The following is a 20865-nucleotide window of genomic DNA, read 5'->3' on the forward strand; positions in this document are numbered from 1 at the left end:
AATTATTGATCTAAAATTAATTTACCGTCGTGCAGTGTTATCAATCTTCCACAACGTTTTCTCCACTCACTATTCTGACTAACTACAACTAGTGACCATCCATTAGATGGATCTGTAAGGAATTCCATAATTCTGGATGCTTCCTCTTCATCAAACTGGTCTAATGGATCTTTTAAAATAAGCATTTTCGGATGTCTAACGATGCTGCGAGCAAGAACAATTTTTTTACCAACCGTATAACTCAATTCTTTTCCTTCTGGAAAAATAACGGTGTCCAATCCCTTAGGTAGTTTTTTAAGGTAATTGATCAGGCCTACTTTTTCAAGCGACCAATAAATACGCTCGTCATCTACACTTTGATCTCCAAAGGTAATATTGTCCCTCAAGGTACCTTCAAAAGGGGTTTCTTCGGTTAAGGACTGGCCTAAATGAGCTCGGTAATAATTAAGGTCGAGACCTCTCAAATCAGAATTATTTACATAAATACCGCCTTGAGTAGGCTCGATAATTCCAGCGATAAGTCTTAACAAGGTAGCTTTACCACTACCGTTAGAACCGTTGATAAGTATGGTACATGTTTCAGAAATCTTGAGTGAGATGTTATCTAATATAGGCCGTGTTCGGTCTGGTACAGTAAAAGTTACTTGATCGAGTTCGATATGAAAGTTTTGCTCATTATTAAAAGAATGCTCTCCTGATTGAGGCTCCAATTCCTTATCTACTACTTGAGCTAATTTCTCTAAGGAAGTTAAAATATCGTAAAATGATTCTAGCCCAGAAATAATTTTTTCCACAGCTCCTATGATGATTAAAATAATAAGCTCTGCTGCTACAAATTGTCCGATGTTCATTTCTTGGCTAAGCACAAGTAATCCCCCTATAACAAGAAGCCCTGCTGTGATTAACACTTTAAAACCTATGAGTTGAATCGCTTGTATAATCAATACTTTAAAATGCTGCTCTCGGTACTTTAGATATTCCGAAACTAATGCATCATTCTTATCTACAGCGTGACTTGTTATTCCAGAAAGTTTAAAACTGATCAGTGATCTTGCAATTTCTTGAAGCCAGTGAGCTACTTTATACTTTTTTTTAGATTCTAAAAGACTAGTTTTCAACCCTTTTTCAGCGGTGTATTTAAAGAGAAAAAAAGCAGAAACCACCAGTAAAACTCCGTAAATAATAAAGAATGGGTGATAGAAGGATAACAGTAATAGTCCAAATATAATTTGTAAAATAGCCGTTGGATAATCTACTAGTAATTTAGATAAGCTCTTTTGTATAGTAAGGGTATCAAAAAACCTGTTAGCTAACTCTGGCGGGTAGAAACCTCGTAAAGCACTCATTTTGATTTTTGGAAATCGGTAGGCAAAATCAAAAGAAGACCTAGTAAATATCTTTTGTTGTATATTCTCGGTAATTCGTATTTGCATAATTTGCAAGACCCCTCCAAAAGCAACTCCCAAAGTAACTAATACCACTAATAGCATCCACGAAGTACTAATTTGGGCTCCTTGAATTAAGTTAATGATTGCCTGAATTCCTAAAGGCAATGAAAGACCTACTAAACCAGCAAAAATAGCATAATAAAAGATTTGCTTGATGTCTTTTTTGTCCAGCTCCAGCATGCTAATCAGACGCTGCCAGGCGGTGAGTATATTTTTATTTTTTTCCATTGGATATGATAAGTTGATCTACTAGATTTAAAAAATATGACGTAGGTGTTGTGATATCATTGCAATCGGTAATCGCTGCAAAATGATCTTTTAAAAAGTGTTGATGCAAGGCTCCTTGTATGATCATACTGCTTAAAGAAGAAGGGTATTCATAAACCGAATTTACCTCTTCAATCATGTCCTTAAGCCTTAAAACCAACCGTTTATAAACTGCAAAATAACCTTCTTTATTTTCGGTGTCCACTTCTTTAGTTAAATAAGATTTAGAATATTCTGCAATCACAATTTTATTTAACAACACTTCATCAATGTGATTAAAGTTTGAGTCTTGTATGACTTCTTGAGTTAATATCTCAATAGCTTTATTCAATTTATCTTTAGGAGAGGACTGGGATAATGTTTGAAGAACCAATTGATATTCTAACCAGCTCCAATACCATGAAGTAAGGTAGAGCAATAATTTATGCTTGTTTTCAAAATACCTATAAATAGAACTTTCATTAGATTTAATCTCAAGACCAAGCTTTTTAAATGTGAATTGCTCAAAACCCAATTCATAGATCATCTCTATACTACAACTAAGGATGCGTTTACCTAAATCAGAACTTTCAGGATCTTTGACGTATAATTTATCATTGATCTCTACTTTAAGATTTTTGAGAAGTGTTTGCATTGTGTTGTATTGTTTACCACACAAATATAATAGTAATACTATTATCATATGATATCAATAGTTTTAATTAACAATTCTTTTTAAAAAAGGCAGTACCCCATTTCAATTTCTGAGGAATAAGTGTTGAGAAAAAGCCCTACACCAATGCCTTACAAGCCACTGACCGTAGGTGCCAAAACCTTTATACGAGACTTACCCTGCAGGGCTTAGACAAAAATATACACTCGATGAATATCGGAATTGAGCAAAAAAGGGAGCCTTAAAGTGATGTGTTAATTAGTTATTTTAGTGTCTGACCTTACTTCAGAGATCCTTGCAGCTGCTCTTGAGCCGCAAATAGACCGTACATTAACAACAAAAGATGCTCTCAATTCCTTACAGAATATTATTTTTACCTGATGACAACTACCTTAAAAGAACTCCAAAAAGCGGAAGAAAAAGCAGCTTTGTTATTTCAAGAAATTGAAAAAAGACAGCTTATACGAGCGGGCAGAACAGAAAAAGAAGTCAACACTGACATTTTTGAACTGGCAGAGAAATTATTTGGTATTCAAAAATACTGGCACAAACGTATTGTTCGCGCTGGAGAAAACACCCTACATCCTTATGATGAAAATCCGCCAGATTTGACTATTAGAAAAGATGATATCCTTTTTATTGACTTCGGTCCTATTATAGAAGAATGGGAGGCAGACTATGGTAGAACCTATGTTATGGGAGCTGATCCTTATAAAAAACAACTGGCCGTAGATTCTGAAAGGATTTGGCACAAGGCAAACGAACATTTTAAAAATAATCCAGAAATTACTGGCGCTCAGTTATATGAGTTTTGTGTCGAGTTAGCGGCTCGTCATGACTGGGAATTTGGTGGGCCAATAGCTGGTCACCTTATAGGTTACTTTCCGCATGAAAAATTAGAAACAGAAGTAAAAACAAATTACATACATCCAGAAAATCATACTCCTATGAATCAAATAGGGGCAGATGGAGCGCTACGTCATTGGATTATAGAAATTCACTTGGTGGACAGTCATAAAAAGATAGGTTCCTTTTTTGAGCAACTCGCTGGTTTCTAAAGCAGCTTCAAAGTTCCATATCCCCAAAACACCTATTTAAAACTGGCATTTATGTTGTATTCATTAGTAATAAAATAAAAAAGGGAAAGCAAATTTTTATTGGATCTCAGCCGTTAATCCAGCTTCTAACAACGCCGTGCAACGTGGCTTTAAATCGTCATAATCTCCAGACTTGACATTGCATTTTCCTTTATAATGAACTATAAGTGAACATTGCTCGGCTTGTATAGGGGTGTGATCACATGCTGCCACCAACATATCTATAACGTGATCAAAAGTATTTACCTCATCATTAAAAAGGACAATTTTATTTTCCTTTTGCTCCAATACTTCCAATTCCAATTCTGGGAGTACCTGCTCTTGTATGCTCATTTTCATAGGTATAAAGTTATGATAAATCTATTTAAAAAAAATCAACCCTAACGTTAAAGTAATTCTTTATACATTTTAGCAGCTATCCAGTTGTCTTTTTTAAGATGGGAGTCGTAAACGATACCGCACTCCTTACACTTGCTTTTAATGAGTTTTAAATCGTCTTCGTAAAAACCACTAAAAAGTATGGTTCCACCCCTTTTTAAACTTTTAGCATATATAGGAATATCTTGAAGTAAGATATTTCTATTGATATTAGCGATGATAAAGTCATAAGATTTACCCGCCAGTTGCTCGGCACCCCCCAATATGACATTTACCTGATCCATTTTATTGCGCGCTACGTTCTCTAGTGCATTTTCATAACACCAAGTATCAATATCTATAGCATCCACTGCCGCAGCACCTCTCATTTGAGCTAGAATACCCAACACTCCAGTACCGCTTCCCATATCCAGTACATCCAGACCTGCAACATTTTCTTCTAATAAATGCTGGATCATCATGTGCGTGGTCTGATGGTGTCCTGTACCAAAACTCATCTTTGGCTCTATAACAATATCAAATTCGACACCGCTAGCCTTATGAAATGGTGCGCGTACTTCACATCGGTTATTCACTGTAATCGGATCAAAATTCTTTTCCCATTCTTCATTCCAATTAGTTGCTGGTAGTTCCGCTTTCGCGAAAGCGAGATCACATAAGTCATTATCCATAAGATCTACGGTATCCAGTATATGCTCACTATCCAAAGATTGTAACACATACGCCTTGATCCCATCTTCGGTCTCTATAAAACTCTCAAAACCTACCTCACCCAATTGTGCCATCAGCACGTCACTCCAAGGTTCTTGTGGGACTATGGTAAAGCTGTATTCGACATAAATCTGATCGATACTATTATTTTTCATATGGTAAACTCTTGAACTTTTAAAATGAATTAAACGACCTTCTAATACTTGTCCAACGCCCGTATGGAACTCGTGTTCATGTAATGTATTTGTTCGTTTGATATTGTTTTCTATGGACGCTTGAAGTTGTAGATGACTGCATCAACTGGCAGGACATCTGCGACTTACTGTCTTCAATCTAGATTTCATACTGCCTTGCATCCCCAACTACCTTAATTAGGTGACTAAAGCAATAGAACTAAAAAAAATAAGTTTTTAAAATGCATGGGCAATATCCAAAAAGGATTGTGCGTCTAGAGAAGCGCCACCGACGAGACCTCCGTCTACATCTGGTTTTGCAAAAATCTCTGCAGCATTGGAAGGTTTTACGCTACCACCATAAAGAATACTGGTATTATTTGCGGTTTCTTCTCCAAATTTTGATGCTATAAAAGAACGCAAATGTGCATGCATTTCTTGTGCTTGTTCTGGACTTGCGGTTTCTCCAGTACCTATTGCCCAAACAGGTTCGTATGCCACAATTACCCGCTCCATTTGCTCGGTGGTAAAACCAAACAGTCCTTTTTCAATTTGCTGAGTAACTGTTTCAAAGTGCTTGCCCGCTTGGCGTTGTTCTAGGTGCTCTCCGCAACAAAAAATCACACGCATGCCTTTTTCTAGAGCCGTTTTAGTTTTTGCAGCCAGTAATTCGTCTGTTTCTCCATAAATATCTCTGCGCTCGGAATGTCCAATAATGATGGTTTTAATCCCTACACTGTCCAACATATCTACAGAAACCTCTCCTGTATAAGCTCCTTTTTGAGCTTCGCATACGTTTTGTGCGACTACTTCTATAATAGTATCCGAGGTGCTATTAAATGCTTGGTATAAAAAAGGGTGAGATGGAGCAATCATCAATTCACAATTAAAGCCCTTTTCAAGACCTTTTTTTAGGTCAATGATAAGACTTCGGGTTTGCGGCAAATCGCAGTTCATTTTCCAGTTTCCAGCTACTATATTTTTTCTCATGGTTGTTGTTTTTAGGTAATTATCAAAATTGCCGTTTTTATTACTGTTGTGCAAATGATTGTAGAGGTATTGACTTTTAAATAGCAAAAAACGTTTGCGCTAGGGAAGCGAGTGATAAGAAAAAAAAGCTACTTCTCCTGCTACGTTATTATATTTTAATGATCCCTAGCAGTGATATGATCCCGTAGCATATTTATTTACAACGCATTACTCACCCTACTCTTCATTTATCAACTCCTTGTTTAATAATTGAATAGCCGAATAGCGAGTTATTCCAGCTTCACTCGTGGGTCCAGCCATACATAGATCAAATCTACTAAAACATTAATAAGGATAAATGAAGTCGCAATGATTAGAACAGCTCCTGTAATGACTGGCAAATCTTGGGTATTTAATGCCTCTACTATTTCCTTTCCTATACCGTTCCAATTAAAAATATATTCTACAAACACGGCTCCTGCAAGCAAACTTGCAAACCAACCGCTTACGGCAGTAATTACCGGGTTCAGTGCATTTTTAAACGCATGTCTTTTAATCACTTGTAAGGTAGTGAGTCCTTTTGCATAAGCTGTAGTAATGTATTCTTGCCCCATAACTTCCAGCAGGCTGTTTCTCATGAGTTGAGAAATAACCGCTAAAGGTCGTATCCCAAGAACTACTGCAGGTAAGATCAAATTGCGCCATTGCAATTGCATTCCTTCTCCATAATCATCCATTTCATATAAACTACCACTCATCTTCAAGCCTGTATATTCATGCAACACATAGCCAAAAATAAACGCAAAAATAATAGCGCTAAAAAAACTAGGAATACTCATTCCCATGGTACTTACCAGTTGAATGATTTGATCGATCCAGCTGTTGTTATACAAAGCAGAAACTACTCCTAAAAACAAGCCCAAGACCAATGCAATACTTATAGCCGCTATGGCTAGAATCAAGGTATTGGGTAAAGTTTCTGCTATAATATAACTTACTTTTTTACCTGTTTTTTGAAAAGATTCTCTAAGGTAAGGCCATTTGACATAAGTAGCTATTGCCCTTATAGTAAAGAGTTCTATACCCGTGTACTGTCCGTCGTCGTAAGTAAAATGAGCAGCCTCTTCACTGTGAAATGATATAGGTGATAAATCATTGAGAAAATACAAATACTGAGTTCCTACACTTTGGTCTAATCCGTATTTTGCTCTGACATTTGCCAGTTGCTCTTCCGACTCATTTTGCCCGAGCATCATTTGCGCTGGATCTCCTGGCAACAGGTAAAACAACAGGAAGATTATGGTCACCACTCCATATAACGTCAGTATCGCATAGCCTATTTTTTTAAGTACATAACTTATCATAAAGCCAGTTGCTCCAAATCATTCCAATGAGACTTGGCGGTAATCACTCCTTTTTTAATGATCATAATAGATGGTGTAGAACGTACAGCAGTTTTGATTTGAGTCCCATCTGTGGTGTAAAATGGGATCTCCACATTATTGACCTCTAGTAAAGGTTGCAATTGATCCATAGGATTTGCACTCAGCCCTATCACTTCGTAACCGGCTTTCTGTGCTCGTTGTATAAAGGCAGCTATCTTTTGCATACCTTCTTCTTCAGCTTTGGTCATATCGTAAATCATGACAAAGGCTACTTTTTCTTTATCTAAGATTTCTGGAGTGAAGTCTTCGCCATCTTTTTCTATAGAAAAGTCATGAATTTTAGGAAGAGCTGCCTCTTGAATGATACGTGTCTCCACTTTGTCATAAGCTGGTCGACCTTCTGGCGGCAAACCTTCTGTAGTGATTATTTCCTCTTTTCCATCGACTGTATAATACCAGTCATACCCATAAATAGCTGGCTGACTAGGGTCTTCCTTCATTGCCTCTTCTATATCGGTTCCAATTTTATAGGCTCTAAAATCTAGAATAGGTAGGTGCATCAACACGTAATAGGCAATAATAAAACAGATGATAGTGGCTACGAGAATGATAATAGAGGATGTGGCTTTCGCGAAAGTGGAACCTATTTTATCCCTATTAAAAAACAACACCAATATCATTACTAATAGCACGATGTCTTTGTAAAAAGATTGCCAAGGTGTTAGCGGAATAGCGTCACCAAAACAACCGCAATCCGTCACTTTATCAAAATATGCGGAATAGAACGTTAGAAATGTAAAGAAAACAATCATGAACAATATGGACCAGATGGTAAACTTTTTCTGAAAACCAAGGAGAAGCATCATCCCTAATACCACTTCAAAAATCACTACAAAAATAGCCATAGGAAGCGCAAACGGCTGTAAAAACTCCAGTCCTAAAACAGCGGCACTGAAATATTCATCCAGTTTATAAGAGAACCCTAACGGATCATTTAATTTAATTAAACCACTAAATATGAATAATATACCGACAAACCAACGGCAAAAACCTACTAATCCTTTCATGCTTTTTTATTTAAAAGGTAAATATAAGAATTAGACGCGAATATGTTAGTCTTTGAGATGAGGGATGAGGGATGAGGGATGAGGGATGAGGGATGAGGGATGAGGGATGAGGGAAAATTATTTTTTACAGCTTCTTGACCTGATCTTACTGCGCCAACTTGTGAACATTTTTTGACAGGATCTCTTTGAGGAAATTATTTTACTTAAGAATTTGCGGTCGCTACAACCTATATTGCTCTTTAATAAAGAATAAGATCTTCCAATTTAAAGTGATCATTACTTTAGGTTTAACAAAGACACCCCCCTTTTTCTCTCGGCTAAAGGCTTTGAGTTCTATAGTTATCCCACTCCACATACCACATACCACAAAATAAGAAAAGCTCCATCCTCAACTAGAGAACAGCGCTTTTTTAAAAAGATATCGGAGTACTTATTACTTTACAGCAACCAGTTCTACATCAAACACTAAGGTAGCATCTGGTGGAATAACACCACCTGCACCAGCACTTCCATAAGCCATGTGAGATGGAATCACGAAACGGGCTTTGTCTCCTACTTTTAAAAGTTGGATCCCTTCATCCCATCCTGCGATGACTTGCCCCATTCCTAAAGCAAAATCTATAGGCTGCTTGCGGTCATAACTAGAGTCAAACACTTTACCGTTAGGAAGCATTCCTTTATAATGAACACTAACTGTTTTTCCTTTTTCCGCTTGTAGACCATCACCTTGATTGATGATTTTATAACGCAAACCACTTTCTGTTTTATCAAAACCCATAGCGATCTCATCCATCTCTTGGTCTGCTTGTTTTCTAGCTTGCTCTTCGCGTTTTTTCCCAGCTCCTTCAAACTGACGGAATTCTTCTACCGCGTTAAATGCTTTTGCTGTATTACCTTCTCTTAAAATGCTCACTTTAATAATTTCATCACCTTGAGCAATGCTGTCTATAACGTTTTGTCCTTCTATTACGTTGCCAAAAACCGTGTGCTTGTCATCTAACCATGGTGTTGGTATATGAGTAATAAAAAACTGAGAACCATTTGTTGCAGGTCCTGCATTTGCCATACTTAATACTCCAGGTGCATCATGACGTAATTCTGGATGGAACTCATCATCAAAGTTATAACCAGGTCCGCCAGAACCAGTTCCTTGTGGGTCTCCACCTTGCACCATAAAATCTGGGATTACTCGGTGAAATTTTAATCCATCGTAATAAGGGATTCCTTGTTCTTTGGCTTTGTTCTCTAAGTTCCCTTCAGCGAGAGCAACAAAATTACCTACTGTTCCAGGTGTTTTATCGTAATGTAGTTGTACTAGGATTTCTCCTTTAGTAGTGTCCAATTTTGCGTAAATTCCTTCTTGCATTATTATTTTTTTAAGATCGCAAAGATAATTCTTTAGAATTCAGTCTTCAGAATGCTTTTATGGTTTTTTTGCTTCTTATTTACAGAGGCCTAATTTTATAATACCTTCCATATTTTTTCTGTATTAATCACTTGGCTTCTTCTTTTTTTCTCGCCAAACCTTTTTGTTAGGTAACTGTATTAGAAATTAGGTAGGAACACCAACTGCATTTATGTTCGCCAAATTTGAAACAGCACTTTACCCCTTTAACCTTCATTTTTCCTTTAAAAAATAACATCGTTAACTTGATGATAGAAAAAGTCCCAGAAGGAATCTTCCAATTGGGACTTTTATACGTTATGAAATGTTAAATAGAGTGCAACACTTAATTAGCTACTTCACTAATAAACTTCAACCTATACAGACGCAGTTCTTCTTCTTCATAATCCCCATCAAATTCTTCTATCGCGGCGTCTATTTTATCCGATTCTGATTCTATAAAATACTCATGGAGTTCTTCTTGCTGTTCTTCATCCAGTATTTCATCAATCCAATAACCCAGGTTTAATTTGGTGCCACTATAAACGATGCTCTCTAATTCACGGATCAGATTATTCATGTCCATTCCCTTTGCACTTGCCATGTCGTCAAAGTTGAGCTTGCGGTCTATACTAGTGATGAAGTACAATTTATTTCCAGATTTTGCCCCTGTGCTCTTAATGATTAAATCATCTGGCCTTAAGACGTCATTATCTGCTACATATGTAGAGATCAATTCTACAAATGGTTTTCCGTACTTTTTTGCTTTTCCTTCCCCTACTCCATGGATATTTGCCATTTCTTCCATAGTGATGGGGTACTTAGTTGCCATATCTTCTAGAGAAGGATCTTGGAATACTACATAGGGTGGCACTTTCTTTTGTAAAGCTACTTTTTTGCGTAAATCTTTTAAGAATTTCACTAATTGTACATCTAAAGCACCACCTGTGGAAGCCCCCACGATTTGGTCAGAAGACTCATGGTAGGTGTGATCGTCACTCATCATGAATGTCTCTCCCGAAGTGACAAATTCCCGACCTGCATCCAGCACTTTTAGCGTGCCGTAAGTTTCTATATCTTTTTTGATCAAACGAGCGACCAATACCTGACGTATCAAGGCCGTCCAAAAGGCTTTTTCTTTATTTTTTCCACTTCCAAAATAGTCGTGTTGATCTAGCTTATGGCTAGAGATCATGGCATTATTTTTACCCATCAGGATATTGACAATGTCTTTAGATTTGTAACGTTCACCTGCTGTTTCAATCAATTGAATTAGTTTTTTCACTTCTTCTACTGCTTGTTTTTGAGGCTTTGGGTTGCGCATATTGTCATCCATATCACCCCCTGCACCAGTGGCTGGATCAAATTGTTCTCCAAAATAATGTAAGATATACTGTCTACGGCTCATACTCGTTTCTGAGTACCCTACCATTTCTTGTAAGAGTGCATGACCTATTTCTTGCTCGGCAATAGGTTTTCCAGACATGAATTTTTCTAATTTTTCAATATCTTTATAAGAGTAATACGCGAGGCAATGTCCTTCTCCACCGTCGCGTCCTGCACGACCGGTTTCTTGATAATAAGATTCGATACTTTTAGGAATATCATGATGAATAACAAAGCGAACATCTGGTTTGTCGATTCCCATACCAAAGGCTATGGTCGCCACCACGACATCTGCATCTTCCATCAAGAACATATCTTGATGTAATACTCTTGTTTTGGCATCTAGTCCTGCATGGTATGGAACTGCTTTGATTCCATTTACTTGTAACACCTGAGCAAGACCTTCCACTCGCTTGCGAGACAGACAATATACAATACCAGACTTTCCGTCATTTTGTTTTATAAAACGAGTAATATCAGTATCTACCGTTTCCGTTTTAGGGCGCACTTCATAAAAAAGATTGGGCCTATTAAAAGAAGCTTTAAAAGTAGTGGCATTAGTAATTTGTAAATTCTTTAGAATATCTTCTTGCACCTTAGGAGTAGCAGTAGCTGTAAGTCCTATAATGGGAATATTTGACCCTATGCGATCGATGATCTTGCGCAAGTTTCGGTATTCTGGACGGAAATCATGTCCCCATTCACTAATACAATGCGCCTCATCTACGGCTAGAAAAGATATTTTTTGTTGTTTTAAAAAATCAACATACTCTTCTTTGGTCAGTGACTCTGGCGCCACATAAAGCAATTTAGTAATACCGCTTGCAATGTCTTCTTTTACTTGTTGCACGTCTGCTTTAGAAAGAGAGGAGTTGAGCACGTGTGCTACGCCATCGTGATCAGACACGCCGCGTATGGCATCGACTTGATTTTTCATCAATGCAATTAATGGAGAAACAACAATAGCTGTGCCTTCCTGCATCAACGCGGGTAACTGGTAACAAAGTGACTTACCACCACCCGTAGGCATGATGACAAAACAATCTTCTTTATTAAGTAGTGCTGTGATGACTTTTTTTTGCAATCCTTTAAATTGCCCAAATCCAAAATATTTCTTTAGATTTTCTTCTAATCCTATTTGCGTATCTGCCATGCGGCTGCTGCGTTTTGTTTATCTTTGTAAGCTAAATTTACGATATAATTTGTTTATTGCAAATTATAGATAAAACTAATCATTTTTGGAAGAAGAAAATAAAGTTTTAGAAGTTGCGAGAAGAACGATTCGCATTGAAGCACAAGCTATTACAGATCTTGTGGATGGTATTGATTCCGCTTTCGCGAAAGCGGTACTGCACATACACCACTCCAAAGGCAGGGTAATTATTACAGGAATAGGTAAAAGTGCGATTATTGCCCAGAAAATAGTAGCTACTATGAACTCTACCGGAACACCTGCGATCTTTATGCATGCAGCCGATGCGATACACGGTGACTTAGGCATCGTACAAAGCAATGATGTGGTGATCTGTATTTCAAAAAGCGGGAATACTCCAGAGATTAAAGTACTGGTGCCGTTGATCAAAAATTTCAATAATAAATTGATTGCTATAACAAGTGAAAGAGATTCCTTTTTAGGAAAAGAAGCAGACTTTGTGATTCATGCAGCGATTAAAGAAGAAGCTTGTCCTAATGGCCTGGCTCCTACCACTAGCACTACTGCGCAACTGGTTATAGGGGACGCGCTTGCGGTAAGTTTATTAGAATTAAAAGGCTTTACTGATAAAGATTTTGCAAGGTACCACCCAGGTGGCGCCCTAGGTAAAAAATTATACTTGCGTGTTCACGACATCAGCGAGAAAAACAACCAGCCAGAAGTACAAGCGACCACCACTTTAAGAGAGGTGATTGTGAATATGACAGAAAACATGTTGGGCATGACGGTAGTAACTGAAAATCGTCAAGCTATAGGAATTATTACCGATGGTGATTTAAGACGCATGCTTTCCAGCGGTAAAAACATCGATGACCTAGTGGCTAGTGATATAATGAGCCCACATCCCAAAACCATTACCACTGATTCTATGGCCGTACTAGCTCGAGAGTTGATGGAAGAAAAAAACATCTCTCAATTGATCGCCGTCAATGAAGACGGTTATGCTGGTGTGGTGCATATTCATGATTTAATAAGAGAAGGAATCGTTTAACATGGCTCGTAAAAAAGTAGACCCTAATAACATGTCATTCCTAGATCACGTAGAAGAACTGCGCTGGTCATTGATACGTTCTATAGTTGGAATTTTAATCGGTGCTGTAATTGCAGGGATTTTTACGGATTTTATTTTTGACGTCATCATTTTTGGACCTAAGAGAGGTACGTTTATCACCTATGAATTCTTTTGTGACTTTGGAAAGTATTTTGGCATTGTCAGTGATTTTTGCAATCCAGATTTTAATTTCAAAGTACAATCTAGAGAGATGTCTGATGAGTTTTCTACTCACATCTGGACCTCTATTTTAGTAGGTTTTGTAGTTGCTTTTCCATGGGTTTTGTACCAAGTATGGAGGTTTATATCACCTGGATTAAAAACGACGGAAAAAAAATACAGCAGCGGTTTTATTATTGTTTGCTCTCTGTTGTTTTTTATAGGAGTGACCTTTGGTTATTTTGTAATTGCTCCTTTATCCGTGCACTTTATGATGACCTATAACTTAAGTCCAGAAATATCTACCGAACCTAGTTTATCCAGTTATATAGGATATATCAGAGCTTCTATTTTAGCTTCTGGTTTGCTTTTTGAATTGCCAGTCATCATTTATTTCTTAACTAAAATAGGTCTTGCTACCCCCGCAGGATTGAGAAAAAACAGGAAGTATGCCTTGGTTATTGTACTGATAGTGGCAGCTGTTATCACACCACCAGATGTTGCCAGTCAAATAATAGTTGCTATACCTGTGTTAATTTTATACGAAGTGAGTATTTTCATCTCTAAATTTGTGCTTTACCGACAAAAAAGAAGAGAAAAGAAATTAGCTACCCCATAATTTTATGAGCAATCCAGTAGAAGAATTCAATGCGTATCGCGCAAAAATGAATGATGCTATTATTGAAGACAACAATAAAATCATCAAACGCATCTTTAATATAGATACTAATGCTTTTGCAGCAGGTTTCTTAGATAAGAAAACTAAAGAACTCTTAGGCCTCGTTGCCAGTACTGTGCTGAGATGTGATGACTGTGTCAAATACCATTTAGAAGCCAGCCATAAAGAAGGTATTTCTAAGGAAGAAGTCGTAGAAGCACTTTCCATCGCCACATTAGTGGGTGGAACCATTGTAATCCCTCATCTGCGACGTGCTTATGAATACTGGGATGCTATCGAGCAGCACGCTGCCAGTAAATAATTAAGGGAATTTATTAGTAGCTGGAATCTGTTTTCAGTCTCAGTAGGCAGGTTGATTTGCTCGCTGCGCTCGCAAATGTTGGTATACCATGACTAACAAGTTTGCCCCTTTCTTGCTTCCGACTAGAGCCATGCATAATGACTGCCCTGTACTAATCTTGGGGAAGTAAGGACCATAGCTTAAGAATGATAAACCTCCAAAAGCTGCTTTACATATAGCTCACTGCTGTAATGCTGTTGTACCTGTTCTCGGAATTGAACCGCATGAAGATCTCGTAATTTGCGATTTGAGATCAGTTCTTCTAGAGCTGCTGCTAAAAGCTCTGGATTTTCTGGAGGAACAACGAGCCCGCAATCAGCTACAACCTCTTTACAAGCGCCTACATCAGTAACAACTACGGGTAATTCACACAATCCATACTCTAATAAAGCGACCGGCAATCCTTCTGACTTAGAAGAGAGCACTCCTATATCACAGGCATTAAGAACGGCTGTGACATCAGGTCTTGATCCCAATAAGAAAACACGACTTACAAGAACTGGATTTTGTATGTGACGCCTCAATTCTTTGGAATAGGCATCCTGAAAATCCTGACCACAGAGGTGTAAGGTCCATTCGTGATATTCTGGCGCTAACTTTTCAAAAGCTTGAAGCAGACGGAGCTGGTCTTTTTGTTCCCTTAAGTTGGCAAGACAGACGATGCGTTTTCCCACAGTTCCAGCCAGCGGGCTCAAAAGCGGAACCGTCGAAACTTTTACAGCAAAGTTCTCTAAGTAGCGCACCTTTTTACAATTCAGCTCCTGCTCTGCCCAAGTTTTTAATCGCTTGTTAACGCTTATAATTTGGTCAAAAAATACAGAAATCAACTTCCATATGTTATGGGGCCTTTGATCCAATTGGTCAGCCTTACCATAATGGTCGTGCCAGATCAGTTTAGGTGGGTTCTTCAATACAACTAATGCGAGCACCGCTATATAAGCAGACGTACTGTGCGCATGAAGTACTTCTATTTGATGCTGTTGTATATAACTCCTCAATTTAAAAATAGCTCGCCATCCTATCTTGCCTTTCTTGTTTAAAAAAAGATAGGCTACCTCTGGGGCAATTGCTTGTTGAAGCAAGCCTTCTTTTCTAGTCACACAAAGATGGGAGTCGTGACCTTCTTTAGCGAGCACATTAGCAATATTTACCGCCATACGTTCTGCGCCACCGGCTTCCAGACTGTCTATAATTTGAAGCACTTTCATCTTTTTGGGGCTTTTGGTAAATGCATTTCTTTTAAAAGCAAAGCAATTTCTCTTTCAAAATCATCCAGGGTGTATTGTTGCGACCAGGCCGCAGCAGCTCGTGACATCTGCTCTAAGAGTTCTGGTTGTTTTAGGCATGCAACCACTAGTGTTCCAGCTTGTGCTATATCATTGATCAAGATACCTCGCTGAGTGTTATCCATACATTTGCCTAGCCCTAAAGGGTGGGTTTCTTTATCTGCATTGGAAGTGGGAAGTTGGAAGTGGGAAGTTGGTATTCCCAGCATCCAGGGGACGCAGCTTATTTTACTTGCTACAGGTATACACCCCCAAAACATGGCCTCAGCGACGGCTTTGGGCCAACCCTCACTTTTTGATAATAGAAAGGAGAAATGTGCCTTTTGATAAGCTTGAGTAACAATACTGTTCTCCACATTACCGTGCAAGCTAATATGATCTTCTAACCCAGCTGCTTTTACAAGGTTTTCAATGACTGCTTTTAAAGGACCATCCCCGTAATAATCTAAAGAAATAGCAATTCCGTTAGCCCTTAGTTCTTTTACTAGTTCAAAAACTTCTAATGGCCTTTTATTGGCTCCCAGGGTTCCTACAAAAACGGCTTTATAAGGTCCCTTCCAATTCTTATTGGCTACAGGCTGGATCTGATTCCTGCTATACGTAGCTGTAAAGAAGGTTTGGATATTTTTAGTTGGATTGGGCCATTCTCCATAGACCAATACCTTTGTATTTTTTGTGAGGAAGGTATTGGAAAGCAGTTTCTTTTGCCATCTATAAGCCATAGGTTGCGGCGCTTGAGGATCAAAGTTTCCGGCATATTTAACGGTCTTCCTTTTACTCGGAAATAAGATTTGTACCATAACAGCCAGTAAAGCTAGATTTCCTGGGCATCGCAAGTGAATATGATCTGCTTTCGCGAAAGCGAAACACAAAACCGTAAATTGATAGGGTATACTAAAAAAGGAACTGATGGCTGAAAATAGGCTGTGAAATTCAAGACGTTTGACACTTTTTATTTCAACATCTTGACGATCCAAAGCTGTAGTAAGCAAGGAACGTTGGTATCTAGTTGGACAAACATATGTAATTGAATCCGCATATTTCATCCACATATTCATTTCCTTAACGTATGGTGCATAAGCGACCTTCTCCTTACTTTCAAAAAGAATAGGTGCATCAGAAATGATAAGTAATTTCATTAGATATAAGCGCTTGAATCGTTCTTACTTATTTCTACAGCAGGAACACCTAAAACAGTTACTCCGTCACTGACGTCTCTTACAACTAAAGAATTGGCTCCTACCATAACTTTATTACCAATAAAAATCTTTCCAGCTAGGGTAGCATTTGCTCCTATATAGACTTCGTTTCCTATGACAGGCGCTCCTCGGTAGTTTCCTTTACCACTTACTCCAATGGTCACTCCTTGGGATATATTGCAATTTTTTCCAATGATGGCTCCTGCATTAATAATGATTCCAGAATGATGCCCTATGTACAACCCTTCTCCTATTTGAGCAGAATAAGGCAATGTGATTCCGGTAAGCACCTCCACTGCTTTTTGGTGACAAACTCCTATTCCCAATAGAGGCGATTTTAAAATCTTAGGTAAGGTTGAAGTATAAATCCAGTTAAAGAAGCGGTACTGAAATAAGGCCCACAAACCTTGCTGTGTTAATAGCATGATAATAGCAGGTTTCCCACTATAATCGGTATATCTTTTTATGTCTTTAAAAAGCTTCATTATTTAGGTTTATGGAAGAGTAAGCTGATGATTCCTACACTCCTTCCTATTGTTTCAGTAAATGCTTCTTTGCGTTCGTGAGTAGTAAAGATATTGTGAAATCTAATAGCAGTAAGCAATAAGGTGATTTGATACCATTTCAACTTACTTTTAAAGGATGGATGGGGATGCTTAACACGCCATACGTACCAGCCGTTGCGTACGACCATTTTTCCATAAGCATACTTATTTGGTCTTCCTGCCGCATCGTGATGGTGCTCTAGTTGTGCTGCCGTGTTGATATATAGATCACCTATATGGGAAAGTCTTAAGGTAAAATCTGCATCTTCATATAAGCCATATCCTTCAAAATATTCTGAAAATTTATGTTCTTTTAATACGGATAACGGAAAACTAGACACACCGCCCATCAATTGTTCTACTTGATAAATGTTGCCTGAGGGTGGTAAGAAACTGACGGATCTACCATGCCCAAATGCGGGATAAACTGCTGGAGGGGTGTGTTGAGCTAGACCTAATTTTCTCCTCAGTGTATACCGGCTGCTTTCTTTACGACGGAAACCATCATAATAGAAATAATTAAGGTCGTTTTTATCTTCTGTTGGTGAAACCTCCCAAGAAATCTCATTACTAATATAGCCGCCGACTCCTATAGCTTTAGGGAATTTAGTATAGGTGTCTAGTAAACTTTTAAAATAATCTTCCTGAAGAATGGTATCGTCGTCTAGAAAAGCAACAATATTTATATCCGTACCTACTCTATCAATTCCGTAATTTCGTTGTTTGGTCAAGCCGCGATGTGCAGCTGGTACTTTGTAATATCTTAAACTTGAACTCGAACTTGAACTTGAACTCGAACTTGAATGAAGACTGGAACTATCTTGAAGTAACAACTCCGTTTTATCATCAGTAGAGCCATCAATAATTAATACCTCATCAGGTAGTTGGGTTTGTGACCTCACAGATTCCAGCAACCTAGATAAAGGTTCTGGACGCATGTAGGTGCAAATGATGAGGGAAGTCTTCAATTTATAATAAGGCTTTTAAGGAGTTGATCAATTTACCAAAGTAGGCATGTCTGCTTAAGTAATTTTCATAAAGACTGCGATTAGAGATTTGTAATGCTTCAAACGAAGAAGGCGTGTGAGATTTATGAAATTCTAGTAATTGTTCTACTACATTTTCATGAGGTGCGACCCGACAGATGTGTTGATCCCATTCGATCAGCTCTTCTAGAGGTAATTGCACATCAGTATCTATAAGCACAGGTATTTTTCCCAAGGCGAGCGATTCATAAAAACGCACCGAAAAATTTCCAGCACCCCGCAAGCAAAACGTATATGGAGCATCATTTAAATTTTTAAAAAACTCTAGATTGGATGCCTTTCTTTGTTCCTGAGTTGTGGCACCTGCACGGTACTTATCTCGGTATATAAAATCAGTTTGGATAGATGGATTTGATTCTAACTCTTTGAGATAGGAAAATCTCTTTCCTGCAGCATTATAAATGGATTGTGTGTCGCTTTTATCCTTTTTAAGCCAGCGATTCCAATTGGCTTTTAAAGTTGATACAGTAATGCGCAATTGTTCTTTAAAACTAGGATTTGCAAAACCTGTAAAGGATAGTGCCGGTTGTTCTTGATAAGCATGCGGTTGAAATACCAAATCATCTCGTTCTAAGGGATCACCTATAAATGCAGGAATGACTATGGTTTGTAGATCATTTAAAGATTTAAATCCAGCATTGCGCCAGGTTATAATCACCTTATCATTAAAAGTCTTGCCATAATCACCACCTGTATAGACCATCAACTTCCTATTATTAGATCTAGCCAATTCATAAAGAGAATCATATTGAGTTTGATACCCCTTTTGAGGAATCGAAAAATAGTTGAGCGGAAAAATAAAGGCATCGGCTTCATTTGGGTCTTCTACTAAGCAATAGTGTTGAAAAACAGAGGAATGAGCCTGTTCATAATAATGCAAGTCAAACAACAAAGGATGCACTTGTCTCCTGTTTTCTGGTTGTAATAAATCTTGGTATGTATATAATTTGATCATAGTTGACTTGCCCATTTTTCACTTTGATTCCATGCTTCTTGATATTTTTTATAATGTTTCCAAGGCAGTATGGTTCCAAAAACCCCATAAGTTTTAAAAAACTGAACCATTTTATATCCCAACAGCTGTTTATGGGTATAGTTCTTTTTCCGATAATACATGATTTGAGGTGAAGGCTTCGGCTGCACCTCGTCTTCTTGCCACGGAAAAAGATGTGGTTTTCTAAAACCACCTACAGGTGCTTTTAAATGCAACAACTGTATTTGAGGAGCATATATCACATCATAGCCTGCTTGACGGATTTGCATGCCATAATCCACATCTTCTCCATATCCATGCTCCAGGGCCATATCAAACTTACATCGCTCTACTATTTCTCTATGAACAATAGAACAGCCTGATCCGAATGATTCCCATTGCTTAAATGTATGCAGTCGTTCTTGTTCCCCTTTTTGCAAACAAGCAAATGTGACACATCGAGCTTTAGAGTCATCTAGAAATTTCGTGACTTGACTAGAAAAGTTTTCGGTAACGCGCACATCATCGTCAAATAGCAGTACCCATAGAGCGGTAGTTTTGCTTAAAGCAAGATTACGAGCATTGCAAGCACCTGTTTGATGTATGAATTCATGAGTAATTTGAAACGGCCAGTCTTCCTCTACCAGATAGCTTAACTCTGTAGCAACATTAAGGTCTGCATTTTGTTCTATTATGACCAGTCGATTAGGCAAAACCGTTTGCTTAGCAAGATCTGTAAGTACATCGTATAAATACTTGGGTCTACCCATAGTAGGTATCACCACATCATAATTCAAGTTTTTTACAGTAGCGGTATCTAAAGTTTTTTGCAATTCATTTACATCTAACTTTAGGACTCTTTTTTTATAGAATTGTGCTTTCGCGAAAGCGTATAATGGAAAACGCTTTTCATACCAGATATGACATAGTAAAAGTAACACCGCCCATATGGACTTATAATGTTGTTTTACAAAACGGTATAATAAAACGGTATCAAACTTATCTTCCTGTGGTGTAATCAACGGCAATTGATAACTTAAAATCCCTAAAGGTCTTGCCAACTTACTCAATGAATTGATCCAATACAGCAAACTAGTTTTATAACTCAACTGACCAGCAATCTGGTTCACTAACGACGCATGTAACGTAACTATTTCGGCGCTTTTTATCCACGTAGGATACTTGTTGGAGCTGGACACTGCGATAAATGGACTGTCTTCCACATAACCCAAATCCTCGTGTAAGAGGGTGCAAGAGGAAACAATAATGTGTGGTTTCAACATGCTGCTTGCAGCCTTTTGAAAAGAGACTGCATCTACACCCTTTCTATAAATGAGAAGTGTCTGATCTGGTTGGTTCTTAGCAATTTTTTCAATAGCCAAAATTACTGGCGCTCCTTTATAAAGAGAACTGGAGATTTTATTATTGATGTATTCTATAAAAACCATGTTATGTAA

General features: G+C 38.0%; 19 protein-coding genes. 4 read left to right on the forward strand and 15 right to left on the reverse strand.

Annotation, left to right across the window (positions count from 1 at the left end; translation table 11 throughout):
• Positions 1-2 precede the first annotated feature (2 nt).
• Both KG732_RS00410 and KG732_RS00415 read right to left on the reverse strand, forming a co-directional pair.
• Positions 3-1676 (reverse strand): peptidase domain-containing ABC transporter, encoded by a 1674-nt coding sequence (locus KG732_RS00410; protein ID WP_213520131.1) that lies wholly within the window; start codon positions 1674-1676, stop codon positions 3-5.
• Positions 1663-2349: a TetR/AcrR family transcriptional regulator gene (locus tag KG732_RS00415; RefSeq protein ID WP_213520133.1), complete on the reverse strand. Its 687-nt coding sequence runs from the start codon at positions 2347-2349 to the stop codon at positions 1663-1665. Before KG732_RS00415 ends, KG732_RS00410 begins: the two co-directional genes overlap by 14 nt.
• Before the next feature lie 398 nt (positions 2350-2747).
• Here KG732_RS00415 and KG732_RS00420 point away from each other — a divergent pair, with 398 nt between their 5' ends.
• Positions 2748-3425, forward strand: coding sequence for a M24 family metallopeptidase (locus KG732_RS00420; protein ID WP_213520135.1), 678 nt, complete (start codon positions 2748-2750; stop codon positions 3423-3425).
• A 96-nt stretch (positions 3426-3521) separates the two neighbouring features.
• Here KG732_RS00420 and KG732_RS00425 read toward each other — a convergent pair whose 3' ends face one another.
• The 7 genes from KG732_RS00425 to recQ all read right to left on the reverse strand — a co-directional run bounded on the left by KG732_RS00425 (position 3522) and on the right by recQ (position 12070).
• On the reverse strand, positions 3522-3797 hold the full coding sequence (locus tag KG732_RS00425; RefSeq protein WP_213521162.1) for an ATP-dependent Clp protease adaptor ClpS: 276 nt from the start codon (positions 3795-3797) through the stop codon (positions 3522-3524).
• A gap of 53 nt (positions 3798-3850) precedes the next feature.
• Positions 3851-4708, reverse strand: a complete 858-nt coding sequence (prmA, locus tag KG732_RS00430) for a 50S ribosomal protein L11 methyltransferase (RefSeq protein WP_213520137.1) — start codon at positions 4706-4708, stop codon at positions 3851-3853.
• A 255-nt stretch (positions 4709-4963) separates the two neighbouring features.
• On the reverse strand, positions 4964-5716 hold the full coding sequence (gene tpiA / locus KG732_RS00435; RefSeq protein WP_213520139.1) for a triose-phosphate isomerase: 753 nt from the start codon (positions 5714-5716) through the stop codon (positions 4964-4966).
• Between the two features lie 269 nt (positions 5717-5985).
• Entirely contained in the window at positions 5986-7059 is a 1074-nt protein-coding gene (locus KG732_RS00440; protein WP_213520141.1) for an ABC transporter permease, read from the reverse strand.
• Complete coding sequence (locus KG732_RS00445) at positions 7056-8147, reverse strand: BT_3928 family protein (protein ID WP_213520143.1); 1092 nt, start codon at positions 8145-8147, stop codon at positions 7056-7058. The genes KG732_RS00440 and KG732_RS00445 overlap by 4 nt, the downstream gene beginning before the upstream one ends.
• A 433-nt stretch (positions 8148-8580) precedes the next feature.
• A complete protein-coding gene (locus tag KG732_RS00450) occupies positions 8581-9513 on the reverse strand; it encodes a peptidylprolyl isomerase (RefSeq protein ID WP_213520145.1) in 933 nt (310 codons plus the stop codon).
• A gap of 364 nt (positions 9514-9877) precedes the next feature.
• Positions 9878-12070 carry a DNA helicase RecQ gene (recQ, locus tag KG732_RS00455; RefSeq protein ID WP_213520147.1) on the reverse strand — a complete coding sequence of 731 codons (2193 nt, stop codon included), beginning with the start codon at positions 12068-12070 and terminating at the stop codon, positions 9878-9880.
• An 85-nt stretch (positions 12071-12155) separates the two neighbouring features.
• On the opposite strand from recQ, the gene KG732_RS00460 reads away from it, so the two are divergent.
• The 3 genes from KG732_RS00460 to KG732_RS00470 are packed head-to-tail and all read left to right on the forward strand — an operon-like array spanning position 12156 to position 14320.
• On the forward strand, positions 12156-13121 hold the full coding sequence (locus tag KG732_RS00460) for an SIS domain-containing protein (protein ID WP_213520149.1): 966 nt from the start codon (positions 12156-12158) through the stop codon (positions 13119-13121).
• Position 13122: 1 nt separating this feature from the next.
• Positions 13123-13959, forward strand: a complete 837-nt coding sequence (gene tatC / locus KG732_RS00465) for a twin-arginine translocase subunit TatC (RefSeq protein ID WP_213520151.1) — start codon at positions 13123-13125, stop codon at positions 13957-13959.
• A 4-nt stretch (positions 13960-13963) separates the two neighbouring features.
• Positions 13964-14320 carry a carboxymuconolactone decarboxylase family protein gene (locus KG732_RS00470; RefSeq protein ID WP_213520153.1) on the forward strand — a complete coding sequence of 119 codons (357 nt, stop codon included), beginning with the start codon at positions 13964-13966 and terminating at the stop codon, positions 14318-14320.
• A 179-nt stretch (positions 14321-14499) separates the two neighbouring features.
• On the opposite strand, the gene KG732_RS00475 is transcribed toward KG732_RS00470, so the two are convergent.
• Genes KG732_RS00475 through KG732_RS00500 form a run of 6 tightly spaced genes read right to left on the reverse strand, consistent with a single transcriptional unit; the run spans position 14500 to position 20856 of the window.
• Positions 14500-15567 (reverse strand): glycosyltransferase, encoded by a 1068-nt coding sequence (locus KG732_RS00475; RefSeq protein WP_213520155.1) that lies wholly within the window; start codon positions 15565-15567, stop codon positions 14500-14502.
• Positions 15564-16784: a glycosyltransferase gene (locus tag KG732_RS00480; RefSeq protein WP_213520157.1), complete on the reverse strand. Its 1221-nt coding sequence runs from the start codon at positions 16782-16784 to the stop codon at positions 15564-15566. The genes KG732_RS00475 and KG732_RS00480 overlap by 4 nt, the downstream gene beginning before the upstream one ends.
• A complete protein-coding gene (locus KG732_RS00485; RefSeq protein ID WP_213520159.1) occupies positions 16784-17329 on the reverse strand; it encodes a serine O-acetyltransferase in 546 nt (181 codons plus the stop codon). Before KG732_RS00485 ends, KG732_RS00480 begins: the two co-directional genes overlap by 1 nt.
• Positions 17329-18357: a glycosyltransferase family 2 protein gene (locus KG732_RS00490; protein ID WP_213520162.1), complete on the reverse strand. Its 1029-nt coding sequence runs from the start codon at positions 18355-18357 to the stop codon at positions 17329-17331. The genes KG732_RS00485 and KG732_RS00490 overlap by 1 nt, the downstream gene beginning before the upstream one ends.
• 1 nt (position 18358) lies before the next feature.
• Complete coding sequence (locus tag KG732_RS00495; RefSeq protein WP_213520164.1) at positions 18359-19390, reverse strand: exostosin family protein; 1032 nt, start codon at positions 19388-19390, stop codon at positions 18359-18361.
• Positions 19387-20856 carry a glycosyltransferase gene (locus KG732_RS00500; protein ID WP_213520166.1) on the reverse strand — a complete coding sequence of 490 codons (1470 nt, stop codon included), beginning with the start codon at positions 20854-20856 and terminating at the stop codon, positions 19387-19389. Before KG732_RS00500 ends, KG732_RS00495 begins: the two co-directional genes overlap by 4 nt.
• Positions 20857-20865: the final 9 nt, after the last annotated feature.

This window comes from Nonlabens sp., assembly GCF_018401815.1.
In the GTDB taxonomy this organism is placed as follows: domain Bacteria; phylum Bacteroidota; class Bacteroidia; order Flavobacteriales; family Flavobacteriaceae; genus Nonlabens.

Bases quoted from the DNA above. Each gene is read 5' to 3' on its own strand.
- prmA (WP_213520137.1), bottom strand. From the start codon at position 4,708: ATGAAAAATAATAGTATCGATCAGATTTATGTCGAATACAGCTTTACC.
- KG732_RS00480 (WP_213520157.1), bottom strand. From the start codon at position 16,784: ATGAAATTACTTATCATTTCTGATGCACCTATTCTTTTTGAAAGTAAG.
- KG732_RS00470 (WP_213520153.1), top strand. From the start codon at position 13,964: ATGAGCAATCCAGTAGAAGAATTCAATGCGTATCGCGCAAAAATGAAT.
- KG732_RS00450 (WP_213520145.1), bottom strand. From the start codon at position 9,513: ATGCAAGAAGGAATTTACGCAAAATTGGACACTACTAAAGGAGAAATC.
- KG732_RS00475 (WP_213520155.1), bottom strand. From the start codon at position 15,567: ATGAAAGTGCTTCAAATTATAGACAGTCTGGAAGCCGGTGGCGCAGAA.
- tpiA (WP_213520139.1), bottom strand. From the start codon at position 5,716: ATGAGAAAAAATATAGTAGCTGGAAACTGGAAAATGAACTGCGATTTG.
- KG732_RS00415 (WP_213520133.1), bottom strand. From the start codon at position 2,349: ATGCAAACACTTCTCAAAAATCTTAAAGTAGAGATCAATGATAAATTA.
- KG732_RS00445 (WP_213520143.1), bottom strand. From the start codon at position 8,147: ATGAAAGGATTAGTAGGTTTTTGCCGTTGGTTTGTCGGTATATTATTC.
- KG732_RS00495 (WP_213520164.1), bottom strand. From the start codon at position 19,390: ATGATCAAATTATATACATACCAAGATTTATTACAACCAGAAAACAGG.
- KG732_RS00500 (WP_213520166.1), bottom strand. From the start codon at position 20,856: ATGGTTTTTATAGAATACATCAATAATAAAATCTCCAGTTCTCTTTAT.
- KG732_RS00410 (WP_213520131.1), bottom strand. From the start codon at position 1,676: ATGGAAAAAAATAAAAATATACTCACCGCCTGGCAGCGTCTGATTAGC.
- KG732_RS00485 (WP_213520159.1), bottom strand. From the start codon at position 17,329: ATGAAGCTTTTTAAAGACATAAAAAGATATACCGATTATAGTGGGAAA.
- KG732_RS00420 (WP_213520135.1), top strand. From the start codon at position 2,748: ATGACAACTACCTTAAAAGAACTCCAAAAAGCGGAAGAAAAAGCAGCT.
- tatC (WP_213520151.1), top strand. From the start codon at position 13,123: ATGGCTCGTAAAAAAGTAGACCCTAATAACATGTCATTCCTAGATCAC.
- recQ (WP_213520147.1), bottom strand. From the start codon at position 12,070: ATGGCAGATACGCAAATAGGATTAGAAGAAAATCTAAAGAAATATTTT.
- KG732_RS00440 (WP_213520141.1), bottom strand. From the start codon at position 7,059: ATGATAAGTTATGTACTTAAAAAAATAGGCTATGCGATACTGACGTTA.
- KG732_RS00425 (WP_213521162.1), bottom strand. From the start codon at position 3,797: ATGAGCATACAAGAGCAGGTACTCCCAGAATTGGAATTGGAAGTATTG.